General features: G+C 46.7%; 15 protein-coding genes. 9 read left to right on the top strand and 6 right to left on the bottom strand.

Features of this window, described 5'->3' with window-relative positions; all coding sequences use genetic code 11:
- Window positions 1-16: 16 nt before the first annotated feature.
- Window positions 17-178, bottom strand: coding sequence for a hypothetical protein (locus tag AAA939_RS13270; protein WP_157061108.1), 162 nt, complete (start codon window positions 176-178; stop codon window positions 17-19).
- Between the two features lie 228 nt (window positions 179-406).
- On the opposite strand from AAA939_RS13270, the gene AAA939_RS13265 reads away from it, so the two are divergent.
- Both AAA939_RS13265 and AAA939_RS13260 read left to right on the top strand, forming a co-directional pair.
- A complete protein-coding gene (locus tag AAA939_RS13265) occupies window positions 407-1,714 on the top strand; it encodes an NCS2 family permease (protein WP_338211036.1) in 1,308 nt (435 codons plus the stop codon).
- 228 nt (window positions 1,715-1,942) lie between these two features.
- Window positions 1,943-3,703: a thiamine pyrophosphate-dependent enzyme gene (locus AAA939_RS13260; RefSeq protein WP_338211038.1), complete on the top strand. Its 1,761-nt coding sequence runs from the start codon at window positions 1,943-1,945 to the stop codon at window positions 3,701-3,703.
- Window positions 3,704-3,813: 110 nt separating this feature from the next.
- On the opposite strand, the gene AAA939_RS13255 is transcribed toward AAA939_RS13260, so the two are convergent.
- Window positions 3,814-4,719 (bottom strand): proline-specific peptidase family protein, encoded by a 906-nt coding sequence (locus AAA939_RS13255; protein ID WP_338211039.1) that lies wholly within the window; start codon window positions 4,717-4,719, stop codon window positions 3,814-3,816.
- 371 nt (window positions 4,720-5,090) lie between these two features.
- Here AAA939_RS13255 and AAA939_RS13250 point away from each other — a divergent pair, with 371 nt between their 5' ends.
- A complete protein-coding gene (locus tag AAA939_RS13250) occupies window positions 5,091-6,080 on the top strand; it encodes a biotin--[acetyl-CoA-carboxylase] ligase (RefSeq protein ID WP_338211041.1) in 990 nt (329 codons plus the stop codon).
- Window positions 6,081-6,397: 317 nt separating this feature from the next.
- Window positions 6,398-8,365 (top strand): acyltransferase family protein, encoded by a 1,968-nt coding sequence (locus AAA939_RS13245; RefSeq protein ID WP_338211044.1) that lies wholly within the window; start codon window positions 6,398-6,400, stop codon window positions 8,363-8,365.
- Window positions 8,366-9,074: 709 nt separating this feature from the next.
- Here the strand turns inward: AAA939_RS13245 and AAA939_RS13240 are convergent.
- On the bottom strand, window positions 9,075-11,519 hold the full coding sequence (locus AAA939_RS13240; protein ID WP_338225996.1) for a Xaa-Pro dipeptidyl-peptidase: 2,445 nt from the start codon (window positions 11,517-11,519) through the stop codon (window positions 9,075-9,077).
- Between the two features lie 141 nt (window positions 11,520-11,660).
- Between AAA939_RS13240 and AAA939_RS13235 the strand changes: the two genes are divergently transcribed.
- Complete coding sequence (locus AAA939_RS13235; RefSeq protein ID WP_338211046.1) at window positions 11,661-12,062, top strand: OsmC family protein; 402 nt, start codon at window positions 11,661-11,663, stop codon at window positions 12,060-12,062.
- An 82-nt stretch (window positions 12,063-12,144) separates the two neighbouring features.
- Here AAA939_RS13235 and AAA939_RS13230 read toward each other — a convergent pair whose 3' ends face one another.
- Window positions 12,145-12,447, bottom strand: a complete 303-nt coding sequence (locus AAA939_RS13230; RefSeq protein WP_338225998.1) for a transposase — start codon at window positions 12,445-12,447, stop codon at window positions 12,145-12,147.
- Window positions 12,448-12,664: 217 nt separating this feature from the next.
- Window positions 12,665-14,065, bottom strand: coding sequence for an amino acid permease (locus AAA939_RS13225; protein ID WP_338211049.1), 1,401 nt, complete (start codon window positions 14,063-14,065; stop codon window positions 12,665-12,667).
- 329 nt (window positions 14,066-14,394) lie between these two features.
- Here AAA939_RS13225 and AAA939_RS13220 point away from each other — a divergent pair, with 329 nt between their 5' ends.
- Both AAA939_RS13220 and AAA939_RS13215 read left to right on the top strand, forming a co-directional pair.
- Window positions 14,395-15,213 carry a PfkB family carbohydrate kinase gene (locus AAA939_RS13220; RefSeq protein ID WP_338211051.1) on the top strand — a complete coding sequence of 273 codons (819 nt, stop codon included), beginning with the start codon at window positions 14,395-14,397 and terminating at the stop codon, window positions 15,211-15,213.
- Between the two features lie 53 nt (window positions 15,214-15,266).
- Entirely contained in the window at window positions 15,267-15,692 is a 426-nt protein-coding gene (locus AAA939_RS13215) for a bis(5'-nucleosyl)-tetraphosphatase (protein ID WP_338211053.1), read from the top strand.
- A gap of 115 nt (window positions 15,693-15,807) precedes the next feature.
- Here AAA939_RS13215 and AAA939_RS13210 read toward each other — a convergent pair whose 3' ends face one another.
- Window positions 15,808-15,957 (bottom strand): hypothetical protein, encoded by a 150-nt coding sequence (locus AAA939_RS13210; RefSeq protein WP_157061106.1) that lies wholly within the window; start codon window positions 15,955-15,957, stop codon window positions 15,808-15,810.
- A 149-nt stretch (window positions 15,958-16,106) separates the two neighbouring features.
- Between AAA939_RS13210 and AAA939_RS13205 the strand changes: the two genes are divergently transcribed.
- Entirely contained in the window at window positions 16,107-16,685 is a 579-nt protein-coding gene (locus AAA939_RS13205; protein ID WP_338211057.1) for a guanylate kinase, read from the top strand.
- A gap of 111 nt (window positions 16,686-16,796) precedes the next feature.
- Window positions 16,797-17,237 (top strand): Fur family transcriptional regulator, encoded by a 441-nt coding sequence (locus tag AAA939_RS13200; RefSeq protein WP_057706755.1) that lies wholly within the window; start codon window positions 16,797-16,799, stop codon window positions 17,235-17,237.
- Window positions 17,238-17,418: the final 181 nt, after the last annotated feature.

Genomic DNA, 17,418 nt, shown 5'->3' with positions numbered 1-17,418 from the left:
GTTTTTCCGGATTTTTTTAATGTTTAAAGAAGTTACAGTAAACACCTTCACAAGCTTCTAAAAACATCCCGATGGCCATTATGTACATCGCAACCATGTTGTTCATGGTAAAAACGAAGTAGAGTAAAACGGCGTATAAGATGAGAAAAAAGATGGCGCTAAACTTGGAACTTGCCATACAAATCACGCTCCCCAGACAATTTTTGAAAATTATCTCTTACACCAACTCCATTCTAACGCAGCCAAATTAAATTGAAAGTGGAAAGTAAATCACAATAAAATTATTTAGCGTTCGGATATTGCTTTTAATTAAGAACAATGTTAGGATTAATTCTGTTATATAGAGCAGAAACACGAACGTTTACAATTGTGCTATTTCTATTATTTAAAATATTTGGAGGAAAACATGAATAAAATTGCAACGTATTTTAATTTTTCAGAATTGAAAACGTCCATGCGAACGGAAGTATTGGCCGGGCTAACGACCTTTGTCTCGATGGCTTACATCCTATTTGTTAATCCGAGTGTCCTTGGTGCTTCTGGAATGGATAAAGGGGCGGTATTTACCGCGACCGCGCTAGCTTCAGCACTTGGGTGTCTGATGATGGGGCTACTTGCGAAGTACCCAATCGCCATCGCACCCGGGCTAGGCGTCAACGCCTTCTTTACTTATTCCGTTGTTATTGGGATGGGTGTGAAATGGCAGACGGCCTTAGCAGGGGTTTTCGTCGCCGGGTTAATCTTCATGTTGATTACCATCTTTAAGTTACGTGAAATGATCATTGATGCGATTCCACGTGATATGAAATTAGCGATTTCCGCCGGTATTGGGTTCTTTATCGCTTTTATCGGGTTACACGGTGGTGGTTTGATCGTTGCGAATAAGTCGACGGTCGTTGGTTTGGGTTCATTGACGGTTGGGACGACTTGGTTAACCATCTTCGGGTTAATCGTCACGTTAATCTTGATGAGTCGTAAAGTTCCGGGTGGGATTTTCATCGGGATGGTCTTGACGTCCATCTTAGGATTAGTCACTGGTTTGATTAAGATGCCATCGACGGTCGTTTCCGCTGCACCTTCATTAAAACCAACTTTTGGGGTCGCGCTGACTCACATTGGTGACATCAATTCATTACAATTAGTGATCGTTGTCTTAACGTTCTTGTTAGTGACCTTCTTTGATACGGCCGGTACGCTGGTTGGATTAGCTGAGCAAGCTGGCTTCATGCGTAATAACAAGATGCCACGGGTTGGGAAGGCGTTGATGGCTGACTCAACTTCAATGTTAGTTGGTTCCGTCTTGGGGACTTCACCAACTTCCGCGTACGTTGAATCTTCTGCCGGGATTGCGGTAGGGGGTCGTTCCGGGATGAGTGCCGTTGTAACGGGGATTCTCTTCTTGTTTGGGCTATTCTTCTCACCACTATTGAACGTTGTGACGAGCCAAGTCACCGCACCGGCATTAATCATTGTTGGGGTGCTCATGGCCGAATCATTAAAACAAATCAACTGGGAACGGTTTGAAATTGCCGTACCCGCTTTCTTAACCGTTATTGGGATGCCATTGACTTACAGTATCTCCGATGGGATCGCGTTAGGGTTTATCACCTACGTTATTACGATGGTTGCCACTAAGCACGGTAAGGAAGTTCATCCGCTCATGTACGTGCTCTTCTTTATCTTTATTATTTATCTTTGGATATTAAACGTCTGATACCAGGTTAAGTGACGCAAACCTTGGTGCCCGTTTAAAACATAGCAATATTAAAATCCGTTCAGAAATCTTTCTGGACGGATTTTTGCGTTTAAGCGCAATCTCCATTTGCTTACAAAAAGTAAGCCTTTTTGCTTGAGTTTGGCTGTGAAAGCGTTTTATAATACCTTTGTTAAATTAATTCGGATAGCTAATTAACTACCTGGTAACGGAAGGAAAGCGATTTTTATGACGAAGATGATTGCGGGACAAGCATTAGTAAAGGTATTGGAATCTTGGGGTGTCGACCACTTGTACGGAATTCCCGGCGGCTCGATTAACCATACTGTAGAAGGCCTTTATTTGGAGAAAGACAAGGTGGACTACATTCAGGTTCGCCATGAAGAAGTGGGCGCCTTAGCCGCTACAGCCGATGCCAAGTTTAATGGTAAGATTGGTGTCTCATTTGGTTCTGCGGGCCCCGGCGCAACGCACCTATTCAACGGCTTGTACGATGCCAAAATGGATCACGTGCCAGTGCTAGCGTTGATTGGTCAAGTGCCACAGCCCACGATGAATACGAACTATTTCCAAGAAATGGACGAAACGCCAATGTTTGGCGACGTTGCCGTGTATAATCGGACCGTCACGACCGCCGAACAGTTACCGTACGTGGTTAATCAAGCCATTCGGGAAGCTTACGAAAAGAAGGGCCCGGCCGTCGTGATTATTCCGGAGGACCTCTCCGCTAAAGAAATCGACTACGAGCCAGTAAAAACACCGAACACGGTCGCTAATACGTTTAAACAAACCATTGATCCGCAAGCGATTGCCGCAACTTTGAAGCTATTAAAGGAAGCAAAACACCCACTAGTTTATGCGGGGCGGGGGTTGCTTGGTGCTCGCGACGCGTTAGTTCAGTTCAGTGAGACGTTTAACGTTCCCGTCATGAATACCGTGCCCGCAACGGGCGTTATGCCGACGAACCATCCGAATGCCATTGGAACGTTCGGTCGGTTAGGGACGAAGTCTGGGTTTGAAGCGCTCCAGCACGCGGATCTGATCTTCTTCTTAGGTTCTGAATTTCCATTTGCGGGCTTCTGGCCGAAAAACGTTAAAATTATTCAAGTTAATGACCGGCCTTATGATATCGGTAAAATGGTTCCGATTGACTACGCCGTCATCAGTGATGCTAAGTCTTACTTAAAGGACATGGTTGCGACGGGTGAGTCCCTTCCCGCAACGGATTGGTTGCAAGCGAACCAAACTAATAAGCAAAACTGGGATGCTTGGTTAAAGCAACGGGGTGAAGACGATCAAGACGGATTAGCCCCAGAAGCGGTCATGAACAAGGTTGCCAGCATGGTCGGTCCTAAGGATACTTACGGTGTCGATACTGGGAATGTTTCGGAATGGGCTGTGCGCGGATTACCAATGGATCAACAGCAGAAGTTTGCGCTCTCCGGGTTATTTGCGACGATGGGCTTTGGTTTGCCAGCGGGAATGGCAGGGGCTTTGAGTGTACCCGACAGTCAGGCGTGGTCGTTTTCCGGTGATGGTGGCTTTGCGATGGTCGCCCCGGATATCATTACGGAAGCGCGCTACGGCTTACCCGTAATCAACGTCGTTTTCAGTAATCGGCGCTTCGGCTTCATTTATCGTGAACAGGTCGATACGAAGCAACACCTTTATGGGGTCGATTTGACGGATGCCGACTGGGCTAAAGTTGCCGAAGGGTTAGGCGGGATTGGATTTACGGTTAAAAATAATCAGGAAGTTAACGCGGTCTTTGACCAAATTAAGCAGCTACAGGCTGACGGAAACCGGCAACCAATCGTCGTTAATGCTGTCATTAAGCAGGACGATCCGATTGGGACGGCGTACATGCCACTTGATCCGCAACTGTATGGTCAAGAAGCCGTGGACGAATATGCAAAAGCTAACCATATTGACGTGCACCAACAACCATCACTCGGAGAACTTTTACGTGCTGCTGGTGACGCACTTTAATATTGAGTGGAGATATTGGTCAGTCATAATTGACAACTAATTAAATTAAAAAAACGGTCACCAACTGAATTCAGCTGATGGCCGTTTTATTTTAATTAATTTGAAAGAAACTACTTATTAAAGCTACCGTCTTCAACGTCCTTGATAAATTGCTTCAAGTGGTCGAAGTAGACTGGGGCGTTGTCGATCATGTGATGGTGACCACCATTAGGGGTTGTCACTAACCGTGAATTTGGAATGTCGCGGGCCATCCGCCGAGCAGAGTCGAGTGGCATCGTTTCGTGTTCGCCAAAGGTCAATAACGTTGGGACCTTGATGTTATGAATCTGGTCACGAACGTCCCATTCCTTAAGCTTCCCAGTGATGACGAATTCGTTGTCGCCTTGGAAAGCGTTATAAACGGGTTTAGCCGTCGTGTCGATCAAATGGCGGATTGACGTTGGCTGTTTGCGGTCAACGTAGCCGGCATTTAAGACGTCGACGTATTTCTGGTATTGGGCATCGTCCCAGTTACCTTCCGCTTCCTTTTGCTTCATGTAAGCCACTGCATCAGCGGGAAGGGCGTCTTCACGAACTTTATTAACGTGCGTGACGTATTCTTCGATATTGTCGACCATGCTGGAGATGATAGCACCCTTTAGATGTTGACCATACTTGAGTGCGTACATCATCGTTAAGGCACCGCCCCAAGATTGACCAATAAGATAGAAGTTATCGAGGCCAAGTTTTTGGCGAACCTCTTCGACTTCATCAAGGAAGTAATCGTAGCTGAGGTATTTCTTGGCAATTTCAGGATCCGAATAGTCAGGTTGATCAGAGTACCAAGAGCCTAACTGATCATACATGGAAACTTGAACGCCTAAGTCGGATAATTCATCACCGAAATTTTCCCAGTATTCATGATTCCCACCTGGGCCACCGTGCAAGCAAAGTAATTGAATGTCGCCTTCACCCTGGGTATTGGTCCATAAATGGTAACCGTTATCCAGTGTGATGATCGTTGTTCCCTGTTTCAAATGATCACCTAATTTCTAAATATTTTAATCATTATCTTACCACTGTTAGCGGATGACGGTCAAAAGGGGGGGCTGGTATCTTATCAATATTTGCGTGATAATAGATAACTGTGATTTATAGTATTAACGAATTAATGAAACATAGATTATGGAAAAGATCCGGTTGATTTCTGAAAAATAGTCCCGTTAAGCGGGTTGGATAAAGATTGAATTTTGAGATGGTTTTGGCTTGACAACCGCTTACATTTTCAGGAATAATGACTAAACTGACATTCGCAGTAAAATGTAATATTACATTTTTTCTATTCAATTGCGGTTAGTTAACCAATATGAAATAATGGGTTAACTAATGAGAAAAAGGTGAGATTGAGATGGCTAACCAAACCGAAGTATTACGGTTATTAATGGCTACGGCTCCGGATTACTGTTCTGGGGATCGGTTAGCTAGTGAGCTAAGTATTAGTCGCACCGCTGTTTGGAAGATGGTCCAAGGCTTACAAACGACTGGTTACTCGATTGAAAGCCGGCACGGGTTGGGGTATCGCTACGTTGAAAACAATCAACTCAGTGTGGCCGGAATCAGAAATGGACTCAAACTATCACCGGCCGTTCAGTTGAGCGTGTTACCATCTGTTGATTCAACCAACGCCTACCTGAAGCGCATGGCGACCCGCACACCCTTGGTCGAACCGGTGGTCGTGGTTGCGGATACGCAGACGGCGGGGTATGGTCGTTCCGGACGGGCGTTTTATTCACCAGGGCAAACGGGAATTTATCTCAGCATCGGGCTACCAGTGACAGCAAGTCAGCCGTTAAACGCGGGCTTACTGACAACGAGTACGGCAGTCGTTGTTGCACAAACGTTACAGCAATTATTCAATGTTTCCGTAGAACTTAAGTGGGTTAACGACGTCCTGGTCAATCATCACAAAGTTGTTGGGATTATGTCGGAAGGGATGACTAATCTGGAAAACGGCCAAATTTCGACGGTGATTGTCGGAATGGGTATTAACTTGACGACGGCGGACTTTCCGACGGCGATTCAAAATAAAGCGGGTGCCGTTTTGACACATCCAACGGCGATTACGCGAAATCAAGTGGTGCGCACGTTGTTACAGACCTTTTTTGACCGTTATCCGACGTATCGGACGGGCAATTTTATGGCAACTTACCGTCAGTTATCAATGGTGATCAACCAGCGGGTGGCTTTGAAAAGCGGTGCGCAGACTTACGATGGCGTTGTCCAAGATATTGATCAAAATGGTGCCTTAGTGGTGCGGTTAACTGATGGTCGCGTGCAACACTTTAGTAGTGGTGAAATTACGAAGGTCAACTTGTTGACGGGTCAGTACCACGGTTAAGCAGGAAAAAAGTATCAGGTTAGTTGCTTTGTAAGTTGAGGCAACTAATTCAGTTTTAATGAGTTATGGTCTAACTATCTCAACGGTATACCGCTGTGTACTGTTTTGCTTGTTTTTATGAGTGGGTGTATACCTTTTGGTACCGGGCATGCATGGGGCAAATGTGCAGACTTCCCAGTGAATAAAACGGTTAATAAAAATAATTAAAAAAGAGATAATTATACTAGTCAGGTCTGTTGGCGACAGATTATAGTGGAAGCATTGGATACCAACGGGTACGTCGGTAAAGAAGAAACAGTTCAAGGGGTAATTAGAAAATGAGTGAAAATTTACGGAGAGTTAACATGAGCCGGACAATGACAAGAATGAACCGGCATCGAATGCGTCCTCGCCGTTACATCACCGGCTTTGATGGTATTCGAACATTGGCGGTTATTGGGGTTATCGTTTATCATTTAATGCCGGCGTCATTACAAGGTGGGTACTTAGGGGTTCCAATCTTCTTCGTGGTCTCCGGGTACTTAATTACGGATATTTTATTACAAGACTGGTTGAATTACGGTCACGTGCGAATCGGGCGGTTCTTAGGACACCGAATGCGGCGACTGTATCCGGCGTTTGTGACGATGTTACTAGGAACGACGGCCTACATTACGCTGTTTCAGCGTTCGCTGTTGAGTAACATTCGTGCGACCGTGGTGACCAACCTGTTGTACGTCTATAACTGGTTTGAAATCGGCCACGGGCAGAGTTACTTTGACCGTTTTAACGGTGAATCACCGTTTACCCATTTATGGTCATTATCGATTGAAGGTCAGTATTACCTTTTCTGGCCACTGATTATCGGGCTATTAATGCTCATTTTCAAGAAACGATCACGGATCTTCTGGTTCATGATTGCGATGGCGGGAATTTCCGCGGTTGCCATGGCGTTGTTATATGATCCAGCCAATACGAACCGGGTTTACTACGGGACTGATACCCGGATGTTTGCCATTTTGATTGGTTCGGGACTGGCCTTCGTTTGGCCGTCACGGGAATTGTCACCAGACATTGGTCATAGTAATCAGCTGACCTTGGATATCTTGGGTGGCGTCTCACTGGTCGTCTTGATCTGGATGTTCTTCCAGATGGCGGGGACGTCAGCGTTCACTTATCGTGGCGGGATGTTATTATTCACCATCGTCTCGGCCGTCTTGGTTGCGACGGTTGCGCACCCCGGAAGCCACATGAACCGGTTATTGACGAACCCCGTATTTACCTACATTGGGCAACGCAGTTACGGGATTTACTTGTATCAATTTCCGGTCATGATTTTCTACGAAACTAAAGTGAAAAATATTGGGGATCACCCCTTAGTTAACAGCTTAATTGAAGTTGCGTTAATTTTGTTGGTAACGGAACTAAGCTATCGCTTTATTGAAGATCCAATGCGCCATTACGATTACAGTCGCTTGTGGACAGACTTCACCAACTTCTTGCGGGCCCCTAAGTTTAACCGCGTTACCGGCACCATTACCGGTTTAACGATTATCCTATTTGTGATTACGGCAGTGGGCTTTGTGCAACAGCCAAGTAAATCAGCCGCAACGCAAAAAACGGACCTACAAAAAACAATTGATAAGAATACTAAAAATGCTAGCAAGAAAAACGCGGCCGCTTTGAAGCGGCAAAAAGCCGCTGCTAAGGCCGCTAAGATCAAAACTGAACAGATGAAGACCAAAGCGGCGCTAGCCAAGTTATCCCCGAAACAGAAAAAGGTTGTTAAAGAATATAACTTGAAGCCACAAGTTGTCTTAGCCATGGGGACTACGGATTTGACCGCCATTGGTGATTCGGTGTTGTTAGACGTTTCGCCGGACCTGCAAGACGTTATTCCAGGTGCGGTTGTTCAAGGAAAAGTTGGTCGGCAAGTCACGGACGTGCCACCAATTATTGGTTCCCTTAAACAGCAAGGGCAGTTAGCGCATAACGTTTTGATCAACATTGGGACGAACGGGACCATTACGAATGCCCAAGCTGAGCAAGTGGTTAACATGATTGGCAAGGACCATCAGATTTTCTGGGTCACGGCTCACGTCCCAACTCAAAGTTGGCAACATCAGGTTAACACCCAAATCAAGAAGACGGCTGCGAACCATCCTAACGTTCACGTTGTGGATTGGTACAAGAAGGCGTTGAACCAATCTGATTGGTTTGCTTCTGATAATGTCCATCCCAACACAGCTGGGAACCGCAAATTGACCAAGTTAATTGCCAATGAAATTGCATCGGTCAATAACTAAGGTTTGAGAGTGTGAAATAGACACAGCAAGCACCACCAAGTAGCCTGATTAGGTTGCTTGGTGGTGCTTTGTTTTGGAAAGTACTGGAACCAGTTCAATCGCTACCTTGGTACTGTTTATCGCTAAAAAGCCAACATTTTTTTTGCGCTGCGCCAGCAGAATCAGTGGGCCATGGGGTCGGCTACAGACAAAGAATGGTCTTCCGCCTCGCTTGAAAGCCTCAAAGAACGAGTCTTTCAAGTCGCCCCGCACTGTAACCTGGCAAAAAACGCCAGCAAACAGTGCCGACACGGCCCACTGGTTCTGCCGGCTACGCTGGGACTGTTTTAAAACAAAATAGTTAAGTTTGATAGTAACCCAGCATAACTGGAGGACGTCCATGATGAAATCACGGGCAACCGGAAGCGGGAAACTTAACAAATTTATTGGTAATAACACTGAAAAAAGCGGTGTTTAGTGAAGTCGGACAGAATTGGTGTGCTGTGGCGGCAATATTAGCCGGGGCCATTGGCTAATATTGCGGAGCGATTTAAAGACGTGGTTTGTCGGCTTGAAATCGAGGATCCCAGACCGCATTGTGGCTGGGACCGTCTCCCATAGCACACCGGTTCTGTCCGACGAAACGGTATGATTAAGCTTTTCATTTCTCAGTTAGAGACTAGATACAAAAACGGTTGAGGATTTGATTCCTCAACCGTTTTTGTATGCGCTAGTTTTCGTCGATTGGTTTAACCGGGATGTGCAATTGAATGTCATTTAAGTTCAATGAATATTGTAAGTCCTGGTTACCACGAATGGTCATCTTCATGTCAGTACCATAGATGACTAGGCCAACTTGGTGCCCCTTGAGTAAGTGGTGGAAAATTGGCTGTAGATCAAGTTCGAAGTCGTAAAACTCGTTTGGTTGAATGGCTTCTGCGTGCCACGGGTGGTGCCGGTTTTGCAAGTTTAAGTGGCCCTTCGTAATCATTTTGAACGGGGTCGCGGGTGCGAGCTTGAAGTCCTTCAAATCGTCTTCGCGCCAGTGGAACCCGAGGTCGAGCGCTTTAGCCGCAATCATTTGTGGGCTGACTGTTAACCGCTTGGCTTCACCAAAGTCGATCAGCATGAAGCTCAACATCCCAAAGTTTTTATTAACGGCGACGGAACCCTGAACGTGTGGGCGGCCAACAAGTAGCTGGTCGCTAGGTGCTTGCCACGACTTAAATAGAAGACGGTGGTCGTATAGTGGATTCGTCTTGGACTCGCTTAATAGATCCGTTTGCCAAGCATTCAAGTCTTGTTGATAATGCTTGAATAGCTTGTCGGGCAACTTATCCGTGAAGTGGGCCGCGCGTTGGTCAACTGGGTGGTCGGCGGGAACGAGTTCTTTATATTGAACCTTGAAATCGAGTGACTGGGTGCTATCTTGCCACCAATTGTCGTAGCCGTGCCAAGTTTCAGCCTTAGTATTGTCCTGAACTAAAACGTTTGGCAACAACGCTTCAGCGTGATTATCCAAGCCATAGAGTTCATGACTCAGCCAGAGGTTCATCATGTCGGTGAAGTCGAGTGACTGTAAGTTGTTGATGTAAATATGCTGTCCCTGATGCAAAATCAGTTTCTTGGTTACGGGAACCTTTTGAAGCTTGTCCCAGAGGTTGGCAACGTTGCGAGGCTTGACGTTCCAGTCGTTTAAACCGTGGACCATGACGATGTCGGCCTTGATCTTATCAACGTTTTTAAGGTAATTCCGTTCGTCCCAGTAGCGATTATAGTTCCCGGTATCACGATCCTGATCCTTAGTTAATTCGGCAAGCTTCTCGTCAAATTTAGCTTGAATCTGATGGGCGTCGCCGGCTTTTAGACTCCGTGAAAAGACTTCGGCGGCTAAAACATCGGTATCTTCCCCTTGGAAGGTGTCCGGTGCCACAACGAGGCCGTTATCGCGGTAGTAATCGTACCAGCTGGAAATGGCGGCTTCAGAGATAATGGTCTTCAACCCATCGACGCCGGTAGTAGCTGCGGCGGTCGCCAGCGTTCCTAAGTACGAACGGCCAGTCATTGCTACTGAACCGTTTGTCCACCAAGCTTTGATGGCAACGTCCGCGTCACGGTTAGTAAAGGCGTGACGTTTGCCAGTCAACCATTCGATGATGGCGACCGTCGACGTCGTTTCATCAACGTCACCAGTGGGGGCTAAGCCGTCGGAGTCGACGGAACCGATCCCAGCTGCGTAAACGACGGCAAACCCGCGAGCTAAGAAGTAGTCGTTTAATGTATACGATTTTTCACGGCCAAACGTTTCTTCGGCGTCGTCACTGGTGGTTTTAACGGATCGTTCTGCTGGTAAATCAGGGGTTTGTGGCTGGTATTCAACGTCTTCATAGGTGTTGGTGTCAGGTTCTTTCGCGGTCAACGGCACGTCGACATTGTGCATTTGCGCTTCGCCAGCGTGGTCGTTAATGCCTTGGTTATAAGGACTGGCCGTGTATAGGACCGGTACCTTCAACCCAGTAGCCGTCTCGGCTGGCCGCAAAATTTCGACCTTTAATAAGTCCCGTTTACCGTCGTGATCGGTGTCTAAGGGTGCTTCAACGTAGACGACGTCGCGGATTAAGTCGTTCGTGTTAAAGACGGCTTGCGCTTTGCCGTTGAAAAACAGGGGCTTTTGTTCGTTAGGCAACTGATAAAAAGGCACAAAGTAGCCCCGCGCCGTTAACGCCTCAATCAAGGTTTGACCGTTGTTCCCACGGGTGTTTAAAAGTAAGTACCACGCGTAGTAGAGTGATTCGCGGTCAAAAGCGCTGTCGGCCACCATTGGAAGGTGGATGTCGCGCATTGCGAGCAGTGGATCGGCCAAGTCAAAGTCTTGTCCCGGTAAAAATCCCAGTAGTTGGAGGCCGACGTTGTAAAAGACTTGGTTGTTAACGACGGTCGCGTTTTCGAGCCATTCGTTCAAGTTGAGTTGGCTCGTCGCCATTAGGTTCGCAAACTTGTGCTTGAGACCGCTAGTCGTTTTGACTTCTGGAAAGCTCTCGGCCAGCAGCGCCCGATAAACGGCTGGAACCGTGGTCAGGCTGCTCATTTCTGGTGTGATGAAGTGAATCTTAGTGAGTTCCGCGATGGCCGCTTCTGAATCAGTCGGCACGATCGCAAATTGATTATTTATCATAGCAAACGTCCTCTAAAAGTTTAATTTACCTAACATTATACCGCATTTAGCCGCGTGCCAACGCTTCTAAGGGACAGTCGGGCAAGTTTATGGTACTTTGATAGCTAAAGATAACTAACTTAGCGTGGAAGGGTGAACTTGATGGGGAAATTTCCAATTCTGTACACGACCCAGGCGATCAATGAAGATGGTCTGCAAGGGCGGGCTTACGTTCCAGACGGGCTAGCAGTACCAGTCGCTAGTCCGCTCAACGACGTTCCCGGGACGAACCCGGAGCAACTGTTAGGCCTAGCGCTCAGCACGTGTCTGAATGCAACGCTAGCCGCCATTGAAGGCGAACACGATCAACCTCATCAAAGTCGGGTCGTGACAACGGTCAACATGAGCCGGGATCGTTTTGGCTATCAGTTTTTTGTGGATGCTCAAGTAACAATTCCAGAAGTTGATTCAGCCACGGCGAGTCACTGGTTGGCACTGGCAGAACAACGTTGTCCGGTTGCCAAACTGCTTGGTGGGTCGACAAGCGTTAAGATTCATTTGTAAGTGTTGATTAAACAAAAGATAGCACATCAGAAATACTTAAATAATTTCTGATGTGCTATCTTTTTGTTGTACATTTCCTAGATTAGTCTTCTGGGTGCAAGTGTTGCTTGATTTTTGCTGTTAGTGGCATGTGACAGTGGTGGCTTTGCGCGACAGCTGAGACTTTATCAACTTGCTGTAAAGCTAGTTGCTTAGTCTTTTCCCGTTCGATTTTTAGTTGTTTGCTGAGCGCGAGACTCTTATAAAAGCCGTGGGCGGCAATGGCTACGGGAACAATGTGTAGCGCGGTCAGTGCGGGAATCAGCCAAGGATCTTTTTCTAAAATCGTTAAAAATTGTTCGTGATGCGTACTAACATCGTTATGGATCATTTTAGGCGTTAACATCATGATCACCATCCTTTATTATTACCCACATCATACCTTAAAGTGGAACCGCTGTCATCGGGAACAGTTGATGGACACAAGTATTTGGCCGAAAAAAAGCGGGCCTGAGAAAATTCTCAGACCCGTCATTGTAATTAGTATGGCACGTGACAGTTTCTAACTACCACGCGACCTTAGCGTAGAACCGTTAAGGTAAGAATGCAATTAATTGACTGCTTTATTTGGATTCAGCTTGGCCCATCTTGCTATGACGGATGCCATAGCTGAAGTAGATGATTAGGCCGAGCACGAACCAAACTAGCGATGCGACCCACGTTTCCAAGGAAAGCTGCGTCATCATGAAGAGACAAAGTAAGCCAGAAACGATTGGCAGAACGGGGTAGAACGGCACCCGGAAGCCCTTGATCTGGTTTAATTTTGGATTCCGCCGTAACAGGATAATCCCAAAAGAAACGAAGGTAAAGGCAATCAGCGTTCCGATGTTGACTAAGTTGGCCAATTGTCCAAGCGGAACGAAGCCACCAAGAATCGAGATGACGATGGTCACGGTCAACATGGCGTGCTTAGGTGCGTGGTGCTTGTCGATTTTACCTAAGAAGCTAGGGAGTAGACCGTCCCGGCCAATCGAGTAGAGTAAGCGGGAGCTACTGTAGATCATTGTCACCATCATGGTGAACATCCCGGCTAAAGCCCCGATTGACACGATTCCGGCAACAAAGTTTTGATGAACGAGTTGAAGGGCGAAGGTCACCGCGTCATCAACGTTTAATAATTTGTAAGAAACCATCCCGGTCAAAACGCCTGAGACCAAGATGTAGAAAATCGTGCAGACGACCAAGGTCCCAATAATCCCAATTGGCATGTTGCGCTTGGCGTTTTTAACTTCGGCGGCTGACGAGGAAACGGCGTCAAATCCAAGGTAAGCGAAGAAGACCACCGCTGCCCCTTGGAAAATCCCTGAAACGCCAAACGGTGCAAATGGTGTCCAGTTGCTTGGTTTAACGTAGAATGACCCGACGAGTAAGAAAATAACAATAATAGCAAGTTTTACGGCCACGATGATGTTGTTCAAACGAACGGACGTCTTCAAGCCTTCGTCGATGATCCAAGCAATCGCACAGACGATTAAGATGGCAACTAAATTAACGTAAGTGCCGTGCGCCGGATCAAATGAACCAGTAATGGCTTTCGGTAATTTTAAGCCGAAGCCGGCAATAAACGAGTTGAAGTATGCCGCCCAACCGACGGCCACCGCCGCAACGGCCAGGACGTATTCCAAGACGAGGGCCCAGCCGATGATCCAGCCGACCATTTCGCCGTAAACAATGTTACCGTACGAATAGGCGGAACCAGCGATTGGTAGAACTGACGCGAATTCGGCGTAACACATCGCGGCCACTGCACAGACGATGGCGGCAATGACGAATGATAAAATAATTCCCGGACCAGCCTTAGTTGCGGCAACGGTCCCGGGAAGAATGAATATCCCGGTCCCAATCACTGCGCCAATCCCGAGCGCAATCAAATCAACGGCGCTTAGGGTTCGTTCAAATTGACTATCTTTTTGTAAATAGCGCTCCAAGTTTTCCTTTTGGAAGATGCGCTGACGAATCCCCATAGAATGAACCACCTTTTTTTAGTTATTATTAACAGTCTTTTGTCAAAATTGACAATTTACTATGATAATATGATACCGTGAACAATAATTAAAAGTCAATTAGAATCTGGTTTTAATTATTAAGAACTTAGTCACTTTAACTGGTTGTATTTTTAAATGTGTCCGTGAGCGATGGGGTTACAGTCGCAAGGGATTCTGCTAGAATAATGAAAGGCTGAAAGTTAACCTGGATTATGGCTAATTTTTATCATTAGTCATGACCGGAGTTATTCAGCGCATCACTGTACATAGTTTGAGAAACGAAACGCTTTTTAAAGGAGGAATTATTTGTGTCATCAATTTTAGTGGCGGAAGACTTATCAGCGGTCGGCGGCATTTCGTTAAGTGCTGCGCTGCCCGTTTTAACGGCGTTGCAGTACGACGTCGCCGCGTTGCCAACGAGTCTACTATCAACACATACTAGTGGTTACGGGCGCCCGGCCGTGGTTGACTTATCGAGTTGGCTCCCCGCCGTGTTCAAGCACTGGACGCAGGCCCAATTAAAATTTGACCAGGCTCTAATCGGGTACGTCGGTTCGGTCGAGCTCTGCGGATTGCTGACGGACTACTTGACCAATCAAAACTTGGACTTGTTGGTCGTTGATCCGGTGCTTGGCGACTTGGGGCAACTTTATAGCGGTTTTAATCAGGCCTACGTTGGTGCGATGCGGACGTTAATTAAATCGGCGGACGTCATTTTACCGAACGTGACCGAGGCCAGCTTGTTGACGGATTTACCCTATCAGCGCCATCCAGAATTAAAACCAACGTTAACGGCGTTGCAGCGGTTATTGAAACCGGGGGCGCACGCCGTCATCACGGATGTTGAACGTGACGACCACATTGGCTGCGCTTGGTTGGATGAACGGGGTGACGTCCAGTACGTGGGCCAGCCACGCCTGCCGGGACATTATAACGGGACGGGTGATACGTTAGCGGCGGCCATTGCCGGTTTGTTGGGGCGGGGCTTTTCATTAACGCGGAGCTTGGAACTCGCTAATCAGTGGCTCAACTTAGCGGTTGCCGAGACCTTGGACCAGCGCCGAACGGATGAGCGCCAGGGGGTTGCTCTGGGCCGGTTGTTACGGGCAATTTTGGCCTTAAATTAACGGCATATCATGTTATACTGAGTCGTAGTTGAAAAACTTAGGAGGATTGTTGCATGAGTACAGAAGTAGCAAGTGGGGCTGTGGTTTACCAGCAAAAAGATGGCCATCCCGCCTATTTATTATTGCAAAGTGCCACCAGTGATTTTTGGGGCTTCCCTAAGGGTCATTTGGAAGGTAACGAAACGTTAGCGGAGACCGCTCAACGCGAAATCCGCGAGGAGACCCAGTTAGACGTTCAACTGGATACTAATTTTAAGGCTTATACCGAATACACCTTGCCAAATGGGAACTTGAAGCAAGTGACCTTGTTTGTCAGCCAAGTGCCGACTGGTGTAGCGGTAACGCGCCAAAAAGTGGAAATCAGTGCGGTCGGTTGGTTCGATTACGCCACGGCACGTAAACGACTAACTTATGATAATCTAAAAAAGATGTTGGATCAGGCCAACGACTACATCGAAGCGCAAGACCACAAAGGCTAATTAAAGGCTTTTAGTCAAAAAAAGACAAAAAAATTACTGGTACCGTCGCATAAACGGTCACCAGTAATTTTTAAACTAAACGTTAAAACTATTTTTTTAAAATTAATTATTGACGTTAGGCTTGAACTTCCAAGTTTGCAACTGCATCTTCGATTGTTACGCCTTCAGCGGACAATTCTGGATGAAGTTTGTCAGTTGCAACAAATAATTGGCGTTGTGTATCTAACACAATGCTGAACCAGCTGTTCGTTGTTTGAAATTTCATTTGACAAAACTCCCTTCATGAAAATTGTTTGGTTATGCTACGAGATGCTTTCATCATCTTTGAACCTTACAATTTGTATATCGTACTATTAATCTTGATGTAACGCAAATGAAAAGCTTTACATACGACACATTTATAAGGAGAAAAACATGACGTCCAAACGAATTTTTGTGATTACTGGACCCACGGGAAGTGGCAAAACGACGGTGAGCCATTATTTAAAGGACCACTACGGTGTGCCCCAGGTGATCACCCATACGACCCGGGCCCCGCGTGACGGCGAAGTCGATGGGCGGGACTACTATTTTGAAACCCCGACTAGTTTTGCGACCAAGCATTATTTGGAACACGTGACTTATAGTGGTAATCAATACGGGTCTTCACGCGAAGGGCTAGCGGCAGCTTGGGACAAGTCCCCATTTATTAGTATTGTGTTGGACACGGCGGGAGCGATTACGTATGCCCGGGAGTTAGGTGAACAGGCCGTCATCATTTACTTAGAAGTTCCGGACCAGGGGGCGTTGGTGGAACGGTTGACCAAACGCGGCGACCATCCCGCCCGGATCAAAAAACGGGTCGCTAGTAATGAATATCGCCGCGATCAAGAATTGCCGGCCGGACTGGTAGGACATGCGACTGCGATAGTGAACGACGACTGGCAAGTGACGAAGCAAAAGCTAGACGCGCTCGTACGCCACTATCAAATGGCCGATGGACCGGTAAATTAATTCACTTTCCCGAATAGCTATGCTAAACTAAATAGTAATGATTATGATTTAGAAGCTGACGGCAGTGATTCTTGTTGCCGTTTCAGTAACTAACGGGAGGTGTTGCGCCGCATGGACACAACAATTGAACAGGCCGTGGCGATTTTGCGCCGTAATCAGCTGAAAATCACCAAGCAGCGGCAGGCACTGATAGACTATTTAGTCACTTACAAAGATCACTACGTTGCCATTTCAGAAGTGGACGAGCATATGCGCACACTATTTCCTGGAATGAGTCACAATACAATTTACCGAAACGTAAAGGAATTTGAAACACTCGGGTTATTGGAATTAAAGGCCCAGGCGAACCAGACATTGGTGAAATACCAGTGCGACTTCAAGCACCAGCATCATCACCACTTTATTTGTTCCAACTGCGGTAAGGTGCAGGAATTAGAAGCTTGCCCGCTGGATGCGTTTGAAGCGCAGTTGCCCGGTTGTACGATTACCGGGCACCGGATCGAACTCTACGGACTGTGCGCAGACTGTACGGCTAAATTAGCGGTCGACTAACGCTTAGACTATGAATAACAATTAAAAATCTCTCTCAGAAATTATTACTATTTCGGCTCTTTGTCAACGGCTGTTGATGAGGAACTTTATGAGGAAACCAATTCATTTTCGAATTGGTTTCCTTTTTTTGTTCTGAATTGTAAATTCAATCCGAATTCGTGTGTAAAAACGCGACCAATTT

The organism is Lactiplantibacillus paraxiangfangensis, from assembly GCF_036246185.1.
GTDB classification, from domain to species: Bacteria; Bacillota; Bacilli; order Lactobacillales; family Lactobacillaceae; genus Lactiplantibacillus; species Lactiplantibacillus paraxiangfangensis.
Note: the sequence above shows the minus strand (reverse complement) of the source record. Positions and strands in the feature narration are given on the sequence as shown.